Origin of the sequence: Candidatus Velamenicoccus archaeovorus (genome assembly GCF_004102945.1) — a bacterium.
Classification (GTDB): domain Bacteria; phylum Omnitrophota; class Gorgyraeia; order Velamenicoccales; family Velamenicoccaceae; genus Velamenicoccus; species Velamenicoccus archaeovorus.
The window spans coordinates 430,606-445,818 of sequence record NZ_CP019384.1; the positions used below are offsets into that span (position 1 = coordinate 430,606).

At 54.8% G+C, this 15,213-nt stretch carries 17 protein-coding genes; 15 read left to right on the forward strand and 2 right to left on the reverse strand.

What is annotated here, in order from left to right:
- Positions 1-6 precede the first annotated feature (6 nt).
- Genes BU251_RS01530 through BU251_RS01545 form a run of 4 tightly spaced genes read left to right on the forward strand, consistent with a single transcriptional unit; the run spans position 7 to position 1,967 of the window.
- Positions 7-672 carry an OmpA/MotB family protein gene (locus BU251_RS01530; RefSeq protein ID WP_128699145.1) on the forward strand — a complete coding sequence of 222 codons (666 nt, stop codon included), beginning with the start codon at positions 7-9 and terminating at the stop codon, positions 670-672.
- Positions 673-717: 45 nt separating this feature from the next.
- Positions 718-1,188, forward strand: coding sequence for a transcription elongation factor GreA (gene greA, locus BU251_RS01535; protein ID WP_128699146.1), 471 nt, complete (start codon positions 718-720; stop codon positions 1,186-1,188).
- 16 nt (positions 1,189-1,204) lie between these two features.
- Complete coding sequence (locus BU251_RS01540) at positions 1,205-1,684, forward strand: hypothetical protein (protein ID WP_128699147.1); 480 nt, start codon at positions 1,205-1,207, stop codon at positions 1,682-1,684.
- 40 nt (positions 1,685-1,724) lie between these two features.
- Entirely contained in the window at positions 1,725-1,967 is a 243-nt protein-coding gene (locus BU251_RS01545) for a hypothetical protein (RefSeq protein ID WP_128699148.1), read from the forward strand.
- 23 nt (positions 1,968-1,990) lie between these two features.
- Here BU251_RS01545 and BU251_RS01550 read toward each other — a convergent pair whose 3' ends face one another.
- The gene (locus BU251_RS01550) at positions 1,991-3,064 is read right to left on the reverse strand and encodes a polyprenyl synthetase family protein (protein ID WP_128699149.1); all 1,074 of its coding nucleotides are present in this window, start codon (positions 3,062-3,064) and stop codon (positions 1,991-1,993) included.
- Positions 3,065-3,553: 489 nt separating this feature from the next.
- Here BU251_RS01550 and BU251_RS01555 point away from each other — a divergent pair, with 489 nt between their 5' ends.
- The 11 genes from BU251_RS01555 to rdgB all read left to right on the forward strand — a co-directional run bounded on the left by BU251_RS01555 (position 3,554) and on the right by rdgB (position 12,011).
- Positions 3,554-4,690, forward strand: a complete 1,137-nt coding sequence (locus tag BU251_RS01555) for an NAD(P)/FAD-dependent oxidoreductase (protein ID WP_164908808.1) — start codon at positions 3,554-3,556, stop codon at positions 4,688-4,690.
- Between the two features lie 100 nt (positions 4,691-4,790).
- Positions 4,791-5,852, forward strand: coding sequence for an N-acetylmuramoyl-L-alanine amidase (locus tag BU251_RS01560; protein ID WP_164908809.1), 1,062 nt, complete (start codon positions 4,791-4,793; stop codon positions 5,850-5,852).
- Between the two features lie 292 nt (positions 5,853-6,144).
- Positions 6,145-6,942 carry a glutamate racemase gene (gene murI / locus BU251_RS01565; RefSeq protein ID WP_128699152.1) on the forward strand — a complete coding sequence of 266 codons (798 nt, stop codon included), beginning with the start codon at positions 6,145-6,147 and terminating at the stop codon, positions 6,940-6,942.
- A gap of 11 nt (positions 6,943-6,953) precedes the next feature.
- Positions 6,954-7,325, forward strand: a complete 372-nt coding sequence (queD, locus tag BU251_RS01570; RefSeq protein ID WP_128699153.1) for a 6-carboxytetrahydropterin synthase QueD — start codon at positions 6,954-6,956, stop codon at positions 7,323-7,325.
- Positions 7,322-7,981, forward strand: coding sequence for a 7-cyano-7-deazaguanine synthase QueC (queC, locus tag BU251_RS01575; protein ID WP_128699154.1), 660 nt, complete (start codon positions 7,322-7,324; stop codon positions 7,979-7,981). The genes queD and queC overlap by 4 nt, the downstream gene beginning before the upstream one ends.
- The gene (locus BU251_RS01580) at positions 7,978-8,649 is read left to right on the forward strand and encodes a 7-carboxy-7-deazaguanine synthase QueE (protein ID WP_128699155.1); all 672 of its coding nucleotides are present in this window, start codon (positions 7,978-7,980) and stop codon (positions 8,647-8,649) included. The genes queC and BU251_RS01580 overlap by 4 nt, the downstream gene beginning before the upstream one ends.
- Positions 8,650-8,678: 29 nt before the next feature.
- Positions 8,679-9,071, forward strand: a complete 393-nt coding sequence (queF, locus tag BU251_RS01585; RefSeq protein WP_128699156.1) for a preQ(1) synthase — start codon at positions 8,679-8,681, stop codon at positions 9,069-9,071.
- Positions 9,068-9,907, forward strand: coding sequence for a fumarate hydratase (locus BU251_RS01590; protein WP_128699157.1), 840 nt, complete (start codon positions 9,068-9,070; stop codon positions 9,905-9,907). The genes queF and BU251_RS01590 overlap by 4 nt, the downstream gene beginning before the upstream one ends.
- Before the next feature lie 223 nt (positions 9,908-10,130).
- On the forward strand, positions 10,131-10,673 hold the full coding sequence (locus BU251_RS01595) for a FumA C-terminus/TtdB family hydratase beta subunit (protein WP_128699158.1): 543 nt from the start codon (positions 10,131-10,133) through the stop codon (positions 10,671-10,673).
- Complete coding sequence (rph, locus tag BU251_RS01600) at positions 10,670-11,386, forward strand: ribonuclease PH (RefSeq protein WP_128699159.1); 717 nt, start codon at positions 10,670-10,672, stop codon at positions 11,384-11,386. The genes BU251_RS01595 and rph overlap by 4 nt, the downstream gene beginning before the upstream one ends.
- Positions 11,387-11,405: 19 nt before the next feature.
- The gene (gene rdgB / locus BU251_RS01605; protein ID WP_128700937.1) at positions 11,406-12,011 is read left to right on the forward strand and encodes an RdgB/HAM1 family non-canonical purine NTP pyrophosphatase; all 606 of its coding nucleotides are present in this window, start codon (positions 11,406-11,408) and stop codon (positions 12,009-12,011) included.
- A 209-nt stretch (positions 12,012-12,220) separates the two neighbouring features.
- On the opposite strand, the gene BU251_RS01610 is transcribed toward rdgB, so the two are convergent.
- Positions 12,221-14,941, reverse strand: a complete 2,721-nt coding sequence (locus BU251_RS01610) for a DUF748 domain-containing protein (protein WP_128699160.1) — start codon at positions 14,939-14,941, stop codon at positions 12,221-12,223.
- Positions 14,942-15,213: the final 272 nt, after the last annotated feature.

The window sequence follows — 15,213 nt, forward strand, 5'->3', positions numbered from 1 at the left end:
AGGCAGATGAAGCGCCTATTTCTTTTTTCCCTTGCAGTTTTTCTTGCGACATGCGGCGGATGCGCCCATGGCCGGCCGAAACAGAGCCAGGCGCAGGCTTATGAGGCCCTGGCTCAGAAGTTCGAGCTGGCCAAGAAAGAGAACGCAGAGCTCAAGAAAGAATTGACGCTGTACCGCAACCTCAAGCACCTGGATGTCAGACAATTCGTCCAGGGGGCGGATATCTTTGAAAAGGCCCTGGCCGATGACATCGCCGCCGGGAATATCTGGCTGAGGGTCTCCGACCGCGGACTGGTGATCACGATCGCCTCCGAAAAACTGTTTATCTCCGGCAGCGCCAGCTTGAGCGACGAGGGGAAAGCGTTCCTGGACAAAATATTCAGCGTCGCGGCCGGGCATTTCCCGGAGAATTATATTTATGTGGAAGGTCATACGGATAACCAGTCTCTGGCGGTCTTCGAGTGGAAATCGGACTGGGATTTTTCTTTTGCGCGCGCCTTGGCCGTTGTCGAATATCTTAAACAAAAAGGCGTTGATCCCTTGCGCCTGTCGGCGTCGGGATTCGGCCAGTACCGGCCCAGGGCGTCCAATGAGACCAAGGAGGGGCGCCGCCTGAACCGCCGCATCGAAATCATCATCTCGCCGCAAAAAGTGGGGCATCTCGTCGAGTGAAAACTTTCTTTTGCAGAGGCCGGCAGGGAAATAGAGGGTAAAACGATGGAAGATGTTTTTTTGACGCAGAAAGGCTATGAGCAGCTCCGCGAGGAGTTGGAATTTTTGAAGACCACGAAGCGCCGCGAGATCTCTCAAGCGATCGCCAAGGCGCGCGCGATGGGAGATTTGTCTGAGAATGCCGAATACGACGCCGCTAAGGAGGCGCAGGGCCATCTGGAAAAGCGCATCGTCGAACTCGAGGACAAGCTGTCGCGCGCCAGGATCATCGAGAATGAGAACATCCCGACGGACAAGGTCTATATCGGCGCCTGCGTCAAATTGCGGGACGAGGATACCAAAGAAGAAAGCGCCTACACGCTAGTCTCTCCGGCCGAGGCGGATTATACACAGAACAAGCTGTCGATCGAATCGCCTATCGGTAAGGCCTTGTTGGGCCGCAAGGCGGGTGAGACGGTCGAGATACAGGTCCCGGCGGGAATTTTGAAATACAAGATCATTGAGATTTCCCGGTGAAGAGAAAGGCGTGTCCGTGTTGAAGCATCCCGGCCGTTTTATTTTCGGCGTCGCTTTCCTGGCTGTGATCGGCTATGCGTTGGTGTCTTTTCTGCAGGAAAACGACGAGGCGAAGATCCGGCGCACCGTTTATGCCGCCGTGCTGGGCGTCGAAAGAAACGAGCCGGCACGTTACGGGCGGGTCCTTTCGGCGTCGTATAAAGATGAATATGGTAACGACAAGGCCTCGGTCCTCAAGATCGCGGCAGATGCCTTTAAGGACTACAAGCCTTTTAAGGTCGAGATCAAAGCATTAAAAACAGAGGTCCAGGGCCCGGAGGCGACGACACAGATCGCCTATCGCTGCCTGTTTAAGAAAAGCGGCGGCAGCGGCCAGATCTATTATGATGCCGGGAAGCTTATCGCCTCCTGGCGCAAGGAAACATCCGGCTGGAAGATCGTCAAGATCGAATATACGGGTTCTCAGGAAATGCTGTTTTTGCCCGTTGTGGCATAAGGGGCGGTATTTCATAAGAGGGCCGGCGAGGGGAGGGGCTATGGCGGCAGGAGCAAAGAAGAGTTGCAAGACATGCGGCAAGAGCGTCAGGGATCACGGCCACTTGTGCGCACCGCTGAAGGCCAAAGACGAGACATGCAATTGGTGCGGTTCGCTGATCATGGATGCGCGGCATATGTGCGACGCCAAGTTAAAGAGGTTGAGCTACATCTGTAATTCGTGCGGCCGGTTGGCGTTGGCGCCTCAGTATCTTTGTCGGCCCCGTAAGATCAAGAAGGTGTAGGTTTTAGAGGCGGTTTTTGGAGGTCAAGAGCGGGGAAGTTCAAGAGGCATGCGGGAAGGCGAGAGCTTTTCAATGACGGAGCCCAGCGCCTTTCGGTGTGCCTTTTTCATTTTCAGTTCGTCGCAGAGGCGCATGGCTTTTTTCTGGAGTTTTTTCATCCTTTCCAGGCACGAAGCATAGGATCCGCTGGAGACGATCAGGCGGCGCAGGACGTCGAGATCGGCGAGCGTCTTGTCGTCCTTTTCGAGGATACGGCGCAGTTGGGCGCGGGATTTCCCGTAGAGGCCGTTATAGGCCTTGAAGACCAGAAGGGTTTTTTTGGATTCATTGAGGTCTGTCAGGACGGGTTTTCCGATGACGTCCTGCGTGGCGAAAAGGTCAAGGATGTCGTCGTAGATCTGGAAGGCCTGCCCTGCGGCCAGGCCGAGTTGAGAGAGTTTTTTCTGTTGTGCCGCCGGCGCACCTGCGAGGATCGCGCCCATGAGCAACGGACACTCAAAGGTGTAGCGCGCCGTCTTGAGGGTGTAGTTTAAAAGGATGCGGCCCTGCGTCAAATCATCGATGTCCTGGTGGCCGGAGACGATATCGATGAATTCTCCTGCGCCCGTGTAGGCCGCTGTTTCGGCGAGTTTTTTCAAGGTTTCTTCTTTGCGTCGGCAGTCTTCCTTGACCGACGTCAGCGAGGCGATGGCCAAAGCGAAGAGGATATCTCCGGCCACGATCGCCAGGTCCTTGCCGATCCTGGCTTTGTCGGGAAGGTGAAGTTTATGGTCGAACATTTTGTGGAGTGTCGGTTTGCCTCGCCGCAGACTGGAATTGTCGATGACGTCGTCATGGATCAGCATATAATCGTGCAGGAGCTCAATCGAGGCGGCAGAAGTAAAGAGGGAATCATCGTCGCGTGCGGGTCTTGCGGCATATCCTTTGTAGCTTAAGACAAAGAGGAGGGGGCGGATGCGCTTGCCTTTGCGCAGGACGAATTCCCTCGTGAAGGCGAAAAGATGGTCCGAGACCTGGCGTAGCCGGTAGTGCCGGTTGGCTTCATCCAGTACCCGCCGGATCCCTGCATTGATTTTGTTTAAGTATCCTTCTATCATTGATTTAGCCCGTTAGAGAACGAAGTTCTCTAACGGGGTTTACTAGCGTGCACGAACCAGCATAGACGCCTTATCCCCTTAGAGACAGGTCCAGTTAGATCTAGCTGGACAAGAAACATTTTGAACAGACTTAACTAATTCTTGCTGAAGCGGTTCCGTGATTTTCACCACAAATCATGGACTATTCTGATTGAATGCAGTCCTGTGTTTGGCTTCTCTGACGGGATTCAATGTAGCACAAAAGGCCGGCGGCCGCAATACTCTTGCAAAGCTTTTGGAAGTATAATATCATATAGTTTACCCCGTTATAGAAAGCCGCGTCTTTGGGTGGGATTATTTCAAGGCAACTGTACGGAGTAAAAGCATTGTGTCCGTTTTTTCGTTGGAAAGGATAGAGTCCTTTCCAACAGGGTTTACCCTGTGTTGGCCCTGAATACATAACGTTTGGGGCCGGCAGGATTTCATGACCCGGGTACCTGGGAGTTCTCCGTGGGAGATATCGTTGTGATCGGGGCCGGATTTGCCGGCTTGGAAGCGGCCAGGGTTTTTTCCAGGCATCGAAGAGCCCTGGGCGGTCGCCGCGTCATCCTCGTTGACGCCAAGAGGACTTTTGATTTTCTGCCTATCCTTCCGGACATGCTCGGCGGCCGCATCGTCCGCGACCACGCGGTCCTTGATGTGGCGGAATACCTTGAAAGACTGGGGGTGAATTTTGAGAATGGCGAAGCGGCGTCCGTGGACATGGCGGCCCGCGAGGTCCGTCTCAAAGACGGCCACGCGCTGGGATACGAATATCTCTTGGTGTGCTGCGGGTCTGTGACTAATTTTTACGGCGCCGTCGAAATAGAAAAGCACGCCCTGAAGCTGGATTCGGCCGACGATGCCGCCATGATCCAAAATACGGTGGTCACGTATCCGCAGAAGAAGTTTTTGATCGTCGGCGGCGGCTATACAGGTATCGAGATCGCCACGAATATCGCCAGGTTTTTGAGGCGGCACAGGATCAGGAAGTACAACATTCATGTGGTCGAGCGCCAGGAAGATATTCTTACGGCCCTGCCGGAGTGGATGAGGGATTATTGCCGTCTCAACCTGTGCCGTTTGCGCATCCAGCTTCATGTCGGCGCCTCCATCAGTCAGAGGACAGAGAGCAGCGTGACGTTATCCAATGGTCTTCGGATCGATGATTGCCTTCTTATCTGGGCCGCGGGTGTGCAGACTCCCGGCTTTGTGCGCCGCCTGCCTTCTGAGCAGGACCCGCAGGGGCGCCTGAAGGTTGGCAAGACCCTGAGTTTTGCCGAAGGGGCTTTTGCCGCGGGCGACGCGGCGGCCTTTATGAAAAAAGGCAGGGCCTTGCGCATGGCCGTCCAGTTTTCGCTCAATGAGGGGCACCTGGCTGCCGAAAATATTCTGCGGTTGTGCGCGGGCCGTAAGAAGCTTAAAGCGTACAGACCGGTGGATTTGGGATACCTGGTGCCGATGGCGAATTTTCGCGCCTGCGGGACGGTCCTGGGCGTTCCCGTCTTGGGTTTTGCGGGCTGGATATTGCATTACGCTATGTGTATCTATAGAAGCCTGTCGCTGCGCCACCGTCTTGGTATCGCCAGAGATATTCTTTTGAGATGAAGGCTTCTTTTTGTTCAAACGCCCGTAATTTTTTCTTTCGGTTGGATCCGTCGGCTCTCGGAAGATTTAAAACGTGACGGGCAGAATGAGGGAGAACGGTTTGAAAAATAAATTCTTTTTTGTGTGCGCGTTGCTTTTGTTGGCAGGCGGCTGCGCCACGACGTCAAAATTTCCTTATACGACGCAAGTCATTCATAGTACCGTCTATTTCCCGGTAATGGAGATGTGCCAGGCAGACGGCGTAACGTGGGATTACGACCCTTTGAGCCAGGTCCTTATCCTCAAGAAAGACAACAAGACGCTTGAGCTTTTGGTTGGCAGCGACCGGGCTATCTTGGGAAATGCGCCGATCCGGCTCTCCCGGCCTGTGGTCTTGAAGGATAGCGTTGTTTGGGCGCCTGTTGAAGTGCGTTCCTATCTGATCCCCGTGCCTTGTCCTGTCGCAGCGAAGGCCGGAAAGGAGAAGGGGATTTTCTTGAGGCCGGTCAGGGTTGTTGTTTTGGATCCAGGACACGGCGGCAAGGATCCCGGGGCCATCGGTAAGAACGGCCTGCGCGAGAAAGATGTCGTTTTGGATGTCGCCAAAAAAGTGCAAAAAGAACTGCAGCGGTGCGGTGTTGTGGTTTACTTGACGCGTGACGACGACCGGTTCATCCCCCTTGCCGAAAGGCCGAAGATCGCGGGGAGCAAAAAGGCCGATATCTTTGTCAGCATTCACGCCAATGCCACCAGGTCCCGCTGGATCGAAGGATTTGAGGTCTATTATCTGAGCACTGCCGTTGACGATAATGCCAGGGCATTGGCGGCGGCGGAGAATGCGCCGCTGGAGTTGGAAGACGCGGATTTCTTCGAATCCATATCTTTAAAGGCGATCCTGTGGGACATGATCCAGACGGAGAATCGCAAGGAGTCGATCGAGTTGGCCCAGCATCTCGGCGATGTCGTCTCAGCTTCCATGAACCTGAAAATGCTTGGTGTCAAAGGCGCAGGGTTTGCCGTTCTTAAAGGGGCTTATATCCCGTCGGTTCTGGTGGAGATTGGATATCTTTCCAACGGGGAAGGCGAAAGGAAGCTGTGCGATCCTCAATACCGCAAGCGCATGGCAGAGAGTATCGCAGCGGGGATCATGAGATTCAAGATTTATGCAGAAGGGTCGGAATAAGAAATTTGCAGGGGAAAACGGAAAGGGCAAGGTTAAGGAATAAATCTTGCCCCTTGCGTTAACGCTTGAAAATTTTTCCAGGGCGAGCCGGAAAAATTTTCGGCGCACGCTCGGGGTTAACCCAGAAAGGGTAGGTCTCCGCATTCCACATAGAGGAGGACCTAACCCAGAAAGGGTAGGTCTCCGCATGCCGCAGAAAGCGGCATACTGGCTCTTCCGATTGAGCCAGGTCATCCACATAGCGGAGGGCCTAATTTTGCGATGAAATAACCTAAAAAAAGGGGCAAAATTAATGGACAAAGCGATCGGCGTATTTGATTCCGGCATCGGCGGCTTGACCGTCGTCAAAGAGCTCCTCAAACTTTTGCCTCACGAGGACATCGTTTATTTCGGCGATACCGCCCGCGTGCCTTACGGCGTCAAGTCCCGCGAGACGATCATCAAGTTTTCCCTGGAGAACACGCTCTTTCTCCTGCAGAAGAATGTCAAGGTGATCGTGGTCGCCTGCAATACGTCGTCGAGTCTGGCGCTTCCCGTGATCCGCCAGCATTTCAAGATCCCGATCATCGGCGTGATCCTCCCCGGCGCCAAAGAGGCGGTTTACGCCACCAAGAACGGCAGGGTCGGCGTCATCGGCACGCGCGCCACGATCAACAGCGGCGCCTATGAGCAGGAGATCAAGCGCCTGGACAACAAGATCAAGGTCTTCAGCCAGGCCTGCCCCATGTTTGTGCCGATCGTCGAGGAGGACTGGGTGAATGACGATATCGCCCTGCATGTGGCGCATAAGTATCTGGCGCCTTTAAGGGGGAAGAATATCGATACCCTGATTTTGGGGTGCACCCACTACCCGCTGCTCAAGCCTAAGATCCATGCGATCATGGGCCGCGGCGTCCGCCTGATCGATTCCGCCCAGCAGGTGGCGCAGGAGGTGCGCCAGGTCTTGATCCAGGAGGGGCTTTTGAGCAAGAACAAAAAGAAATCGACGCGCGAATATTTCGTCAGCGATGAGGTGGCGATCTTTGCCAATGTCGCCAGCCGATTCCTGGGCGAAAAACTCAAGGACGTCAAGAAAGCAGGAGTTTGTTGAGAGAACAAACCATGTATGAAGTTTGCGTTTCTATGAATTTCAGCGCAGCACACAACCTGCGGGGCTACCAAGGCAAGTGCGAGGCGCTGCACGGCCATAACTGGAAAGTCGAGGTCATCCTGCGTTCGGCGCTCCTGGATAAGATCGGCATGGTGGAGGATTTTACGCTCATCAAAAGCAAGCTCAAAGAGGTTCTGGCCCTTTTCGACCATAAATATCTCAACACCCTGTCTTATTTCAAAAAGAAGAATCCGACGTCGGAAAATATCGCCAAGATCATTTACGGCAAGATGAAAGAGCGGATGAACGGTTCTTCTGTTCTTCTGGAGGCCGTCAAGGTCTGGGAGACGGAGACGACCTTTGCTTCTTATCGCGAGCCATGAAGAAAGCCGTTGTGCTTTTATCGGGCGGGCTTGATTCTGCGACGGCGCTGTATCTGGCCAAAGCGAGAGGTTACGACGTCCATGCCCTTGTTTTTCGCTACGGTCAACGCCACGGCAAAGAAGTGAGGCGGGCGCTGGCGATCGCGCGCCGGCTGGATTGTCCTGCGCAGGTGCTTGGGATCAGATTGCCCTGGAGAGGGTCGGCGTTGCTGGACCGTTCAAAGCCGCTGCCGCAGGGCGGCAAGACGACGCACGGCATCCCGTTGACGTACGTTCCGGCGCGCAATACGATCTTTTTGAGTTTTGCTTTGTCGTTCGCCGAGAGCATCGGTGCCCGCCGTATTTTCATCGGCGCCAATGCCCTGGATTATTCCGGGTATCCGGATTGCCGGCCGCGGTATTACCGGGCCTGGCAGGGATTGGCGAGGCTTGCGACCAAGAGCGGGGTGGAGGGCGCGCCCATCAGGATCGAAACGCCGCTCTTGCACATGAAAAAATCGCAGATCATCAGGCTGGGGACAAAGCTTGGTGTTCCTTACCAGTTGACGTGGTCGTGTTACCGGGGTGCGGCCAGGCCTTGCGGCCGCTGTGACAGCTGTTTGTTGAGGGCCAAAGGTTTCAAAGAGGCCGGGATGAAGGATCCGGCGTTGTCATGAAGGCAAAGATTGCTGAAATATTCGAGAGTATCCAGGGGGAAGGCCTCTATACGGGTGAGCGGCAGGTCTTTATCAGATTCTATGGCTGTAATTTGTCCTGTTCTTTTTGTGATACGCCTTTGACGCATTATAGGGAATATACGGCGGAAAGTCTACGCCGCCAGATCGCCGCTTACGACGGCTGCCATTCCATATCTTTGACGGGGGGCGAACCGCTAGTCCAGGCGGAGTTCCTTGTTTCGTTTTTACCTTTGTTGCGCCAGGACCGGCCGAAGATATACCTGGAGACGAACGGTACGCTGTGGCGGGAATTTTCTCTGGTGCGCGACAATGTGGACATCGTGGCCATGGATATCAAGCTGCCTTCCAGCGGCGGGCAGAAGCCTTTTTGGGATGAGCACAAGAAATTTCTGGAGCTTGCCGCCGCGAAAGACGCCTTTGTCAAGATCGTCGTCGGTTTATCGACGCAGGCGCAAGATATCGTTGCCTCATCTGTTATCTTGGCTTCTTTCAGCGGCCGCATCCCTGTTGTCCTGCAGCCGGTATGGCAGGACATGGGGCCTAATGTTTTAGAGAAGATGGAGGCTTTCAAACGGCTTCTTGCCGAGCGCGGCGTGAATTCCGTGCATATCCTTTCCCAGGCCCATAAGCTGGCAGGGGTTAAATAGCTATAGGACTTCGTCCATAGGAAGGAAACATGAAAAAATCGTCTTACGAAAATCTGCAAAATCACATACGTCGCCTAAAGACGCCGGAGATCGAGGTCTGGAAGAATCAATACCCGGACAAGCGTTTTGCCGTCCATATCGAGATCCCGGAATTCACGTGCATGTGTCCGAAGACCGGCCTGCCGGATTTCGCGGTGATCCTGATCGACTATGTCCCCGCCGAGGTCTGCGTCGAGCTGAAATCGCTCAAGGAATACTTGGTCTTCTACCGTAACGTCGGCATCTTCCATGAACATTTTGCCAATAAGCTGATGGATGATTTTGTGAAGGCGGCCCGGCCGCGCTGGGCCAAGATCGTCACGCGTTTTAATCCGAGGGGCGGGATCACGACCGTCGTGACGAGGGAGTATCGGGGGCGATGAGAAAGATTTCATCCCAGGCGATCCGTGAATGCGTCAGTCGTCTTGTCTTGGAGGCCAATGTCCGCCTTAGGGGCGATGTGCGCCGCGCGATTTCGGCTGCGGCGGCCAGAGAAACCTCGGCCCGGGGCCGCAGGATCCTGCAGGAGCTCCTTGAAAATGCGAAGGTCGCCCGGCACGACAACCTGGCCTTATGTCAGGATACCGGCCTGCCTGTCGTTTTCGTCGAGATCGGCCCCGATGTGGATGTGAGCGGTGTTAACGTGACAGGGGCCGTGCAGGAAGGCGTGGCCCGAGGGTATCGAGAGGGTTTCTTCAGGGATTCTATCGTCGCAGACCCTTTGCGTCGGGGAAAACCGGGTTTCGGGCCGTGTATCGTGCATACGTCGTTTGTCCGTAGCAAAGGGTTAAAGGTGACGCTCTTGCCTAAAGGGTTCGGTTGCGAGAACAAGACGCAGCTCAAGATGATGCCGCCCACGGCCGATGCAAAAGACATAGAGGATTTCATCGTTGAGGCTGTCAAAGATACCGGACCGGACGCTTGCCCGCCTTATATCGTCGGCGTCGGCATCGGAGGTAGCTCGGATTACGCCTGTCAGTTGGCCAAGGAAGCGCTTTTGCGGCCCATTGACAAGAGGAGCCGCGCCCCGCATGTGGCGCGCATGGAAAAAGAACTCATCCAAAGGCTCAACCGTCTGGGCATCGGCCCGATGGGGCTTGGTGGTAAGACGACGGTCCTGGGCGTCAATATCTTGTTGTATCCCACTCATATCGCAGGTCTCCCCGTATGTGTCAATATCAGCTGTCATGTCTTAAGGAGCGCCAGTGAAATCCTTTAGCCCAGAAAGGGCAGGTCTCCGCATTCCACATAGAGGAGGACCTAACCCAGAAAGGGTAGGTCTCCGCATGCCACATAGAGGAGGACCTAACCCAGAAAGGGTAGGTCTCCGCATGCCGCAGAAAGCGGCACCCCGCTTTAATAGGATAAGCGGGTGCGTCCCGCTGGACGGCATACTGGCTCATCCGATTGAGCCAGGTAATCCGCATAGCGGAGGGCCTAACATGATTCGTCTTTCGACACCCCTGGATCTTTCTGTCCTGAAGTCCCTTCAGGCCGGCGATGAGGTCTTGTTTTCCGGCAAACTCCTGACGGCCCGAGACCAGGCGCATAAGAGGATCGTTGAGGCGCTCAAGAAAGGGACAAGGTCTCCCGTCGATGTCAGGGGCCGTGTTGTTTATTACTGCGGTCCGACAAAGATGAGGCCCGGCAGGGCGATCGGTTCCTGCGGCCCGACCACAGCAAGCCGCATGGACAAGATGACCGTGCCTCTGCTTAAAGCAGGCCTGAAAGGCATGATCGGCAAAGGGCGTCGTTCAGAGGAGGTGCGTCGCGCCATTCGCAAGTACGGGGCGGTTTATTTTCTGGCGACCGGCGGTGCCGGAGCCCTTTTGTCTAAAAAGGTCAAGTCCGCCCGTCTTGTCTGTTACGCAGACCTGGGTCCGGAGGCCGTCGTAGAGATGACCGTCAAGGATTTTCCTCTGATCGTCGGTATCGATGCAAGAGGCAGGGATATTTTTTCCATTCACGAAAGGACAAGACGATGAATCGTTCCGATGGCCGTTCGACGGATATGTTGAGAAAGGTGAAGGTGACGCGTAAATTCCTCAAGCACGCCGAAGGGTCGTGCTTGATCGAGGTCGGCGAGACGAAGGTCATTTGTTCGGCAAGCGTCGAAGAGACAGTACCGCTTTTTTTGAAGGGTAAGAATGAAGGGTGGGTCACGGCCGAGTACGGAATGCTGCCGCGTTCCTGCGAGACGCGCGTCAACCGCGAGAAGCAGAGATCCGGCCGCACGTTTGAGATCCAGCGGCTGGTCGGCAGGTCTCTGCGGACGGCCGTGGCCATGCGCGAACTGGGGGAGAGGACCATCACCCTCGACTGCGACGTCATCCAGGCCGATGGCGGCACGAGGACCGCGTCCATCACGGGGAGCTTTATCGCGCTGGTCGATTGCCTCGACGTCATGAGAAAGCGCAAGATGATCCGGCGCATCCCGATCACGGATTTCGTCGCCGCGACCAGCGTCGGCATCGTCGACGGGGCCACCCTGTTGGATCTGACATACGAAGAGGATTCGAAAGCGGAAGTCGACATGAACGTCGTCATGGTCTCCAGCGGCAGCTTCATCGAGATCCAGGGCACGGCGGAACGCAAGCCGTTTTCCAAGGAACAGATGGATGTGCTCCTGGGGCTGGCCCAAAAAGGCATTACGCGGCTTATCGAGATGCAGAAAGACCTGCTGAAAGACGTGCAATAACGTGAAACTTCCCGCCCGGATGATAGAGCTTGTGGTGGCGACGAAAAACAAAAAAAAGCTCCAGGAGATCAGGGAGCTTTTGAAAGATTTGCCGCTGCGCGTGACGTCCCTTGAAGATTATCCGGATGCGCCCCGCATCGTCGAAGACGGCAGGACTTTCGAGCAGAACGCCATCAAAAAGGCGGCCACGATCGCCCTTTGCACCCGCAAGCTGGTCCTGGGCGAGGATTCCGGTCTTGAAGTCAAGGCGTTGCATAACCGTCCCGGTGTCTATTCCGCACGCTACGCCGGCGAGGACGCCACCGACCTCAAAAATAACCGCAGGCTTCTGCTAGAACTCAAAGGTGTGCCGTTGAAGAAGAGGGGTGGGCGTTACCGCTGCGCCGTGGCCTTGGCCGACGGTCAGGGGCTGATCGGCGTGGTCAGCGGCTCCTGTTCCGGCACGATCGCGCTTGAGCCGAAAGGGACGTTCGGGTTCGGTTATGACCCTTTGTTTTTGATCGGGAAGTTCGGCAAGACCTTCGCCCAGCTTGGGCCGGAGGTCAAGCATGCGATGAGCCATCGTTTCCGCGCCCTTAAAAAAGCCCGTCGGTTGATCCTGGAATACCTTTCACGGAATGCCTAATTCCGAAATCCGAAGACGAAATAAATCCAAATTTGTCCAATGACCCTGCGCGGCCTAAAGCTCCGCCCTTTAGGGCGCAAGAGTGTTGTGGCTGCTTAGAGGTACCCGGAACATTTAGGCCAGGGAATATGGGTTGACTAAAAAATTTGTCATTGAGGTATTCGGTATTTATTCGGCATTAGATATCAGGAATTCGGAATTTGTGTATTTTAAGGCGCGATGTTGGAGAGGAAGTCTTGAATTTTATTGAAGATGTTTTTGGTGATGGGTTGCAGTTTGTATTGCGGTTTTTGGATGTTGCCCGTGATATTGATCGCCGTCATGCCGCCTGCGGTATTGATGACATCCCCGATAGGGGATTGTCCGGGGCCTGTCGTTGGGACCTGAGTGACCGCCATCAGATCCAGCGTCCCGTCGAAGCCGATCCTTCCTTTGACCAGTAGTTCCACGTCTTGTCCCATCAGATCCAGATTTTCCGTCATCAACCAGCCGTCTTTGATCGAGAAATCTCCCGTCGCATGGCTGAATGAGAGAGTATCGAAGCGCGGCATGAAGATGAAACTTCCAAGTCCCTTGAGCGGGTTGAATTCCCAGATATTGCCGTCCGTCACGACGATCTGCCCCTGGCCGCTGATCGATTTCGGGTCCGTCCCTGCGCCATCGGCAACGGCCTGGAGGCTGAGCTTGCCGTAAAAAGTCTTGCCTTTCAAGTCCGGGATGTCGTTTTTGAGGAGGTTCAGGTCGAGGTCTTTGATCTCGCCCGTCACTGAATAGCGGGGCCTGGGCGTGTTTAAGATCAGCCGGCCTTTGATGACGGCCGGGCCGTTGTAGGCCGTAAAGTTCAGAAAATTGATAAGGCCCTGCCCGGCTGTCTGCGTATAGTTGAGCGCGATGTCTTTGATGGTGAATCCTTTGACGTGTACGGCCTTGCTGGTGATGTTGGAGTTGATCTTCCAGGATGTCCACTCTTTGGCCGGGCCTGCGGCATTGAGCTGGATATGGCAGAGGCCGTTGAGGTCGACGGGTTTTTCAAAGACGGCCTTCTGCGGCACCCACTCTTTGAGGTCTGTGATATTGATGTCGCCGCCGGCATTCAAATGAAAGGCGGCCGTAGCCAGGTCGTACTGTCCGGAGCCTTCCAGTTGTGAATCCTTGACGGAGATTTTTAAAGAAGGGATGTCGAGAGCATTGTTTGTTTTGTTGATGTGGGCCTCCAGCATCATGTCTTGCGCTGCCGCCTTCACGACACAGGAAGATGTTTGGAAGCCCTTCCATGTGCCGTCCAGGTCAAAGGCCCGCCCCAGAAGAGAGAGGCCTTCCAGGTGCCATGCGATTCTTTCTTCCTGCGTATTGAAGCTCACGCGTCCGCCCGAAGCTTTGAGCGGACTGGCGGCGTCTAAGACGATGACGGGTTCCTGCAGAAGGATGTCTCCCTCAAAGGATGTTTTTTTATGGGCGAGGTCGGCGAGGATATGGATGGTCGCGTCAGCCTCGCCGGAGAGTTCCGTAACGGGCCCGCCATAATATTCTTTGATGACAGGCAGGAGTGTCTGGAGTCCTATTTTTCCCGAGGCCTTGAGATTGAGAGCGTTATCCTTGAGCGAGCCGCTGGCGGTGATCGTCGTTCCCAGAACTTCCGCGCTCATCTGGGTCAGGCTGATATTCTTTTCTTCAAAAGATGCCTGAAGGGATGCGATTTTTATTTGTCCGACATAAGGCAGGCCGCTGAGTGTACCGGAGGTGACGTCCAGACTGCCTTTGTATTTCAGCGGGATATTTTTGACATCTGTCGTGTCGGGCCGCGGGATATCGATTTGCGCATGGACAGAGGCATTGATGCCGGCTGCTTTGATGTCTCCGCTTTGGCCTCGCAGGTCTGCGACGGTAAAGTCGGAGATAATGCCGATGACAGCCTGACCGCAGGTGATGTCGGCATGCGCGCCGGTCATGCGGGCCTCTGCCTGGAGGGGCGCTGTTGAGCGCAGGGCCGCCTGGACGACATCCAGTTGTCCTTTGCCTTGCCATGCCGACCAGTTGTCCGTCGGGACGGAGAAGGAAAAGTTTGCATTGATCTCGGCGTCGCTCACGGCGATATCCTGGTATACCGCATTGATCTTTTTGGAGCGCAGCTGGATCTGGGACGAAAAGGTTTTTTGTTCCTGGAGGGTAAAACTCGCCTCGAGCGTATCAACGAACCCTTGCGTCGGCGCATAGGGCGCGCCTGGGAGGTAATCCAGGTAACGCGCCATATCGAGATCGCGCAGGACGATGCGGCCGCTCAAGTTTTTTGTGCCGTAGGCATAGTCTGCGTCTATGGAGATGTATGTTGTCGCATCGCCGCGTATGATCTCGGTTGATGCGCTAAGGATAGCTTTGTTAAATCCCAGGCGCGCTTCCGCTTGTTTAAGGCGGAGACGGGCTGTTGCCGCAGGTTCGATGGTCTCATCTGTCCAGAGGATCGCACTGTCTTTGAGATTGACCTGCCTGACGATGACGCTTGGCATGGAAGCCGTCGTGTCCGTTTTTTTCGGTTTTATCTTCTCCAGGAGATAGGCGATGGTGAGTGTGCCGTCTTTGCGGCGGCCGATGGTCAGCGTCGCCTCCCTGACGGACAAAGAGGGGATGATGATCTTTTTTTCCTTGAAGGACGGCAGGATAAGGAATCCGGCAGAGAGCTCTTTGATCTCGGCCAGGCGCTGTTGAGGCGTGTCTTTGTCGTAAATGACGAGGTCTTTGAGCACCAGGCCTTTCAGGAGATTGAGGCGCAGGCCCCCAAGGGTCACTTTGGAAGCTGTGAAATCCGAAAGCCCCTGGACGATCTTCTGGCGCACGACTGAAGGCAAAAGGACCTTGTTGATGTAATAAAATCCCCCTGCCAAAAAGGCAATGAAGACAAGACAAAGAATAAGTATTATGGAGCGTTTTTTCATAAGGAATTAACGTTGGCTCCTCGCCTAAACGCTTGTTCATTTTGCTCACAAACGCCCTGGTCCCGCCGGAGGACGGGCCAGAGGCGTTCTCAAAATGAACTGGCGCAGGCTTCGGAGTTAATCCGCCAGAGGCGGATTAAAAAGCTATTATAGCATACCTTTTTGAAAGTGTTTGAAAACACCCCCTTTTGGATGATACAATGAACCCCACCTTGAAATGACGGTATCCGGGGAGTAGCTGAGTACCCTTATGTCTTATACAGCGAAGTCCG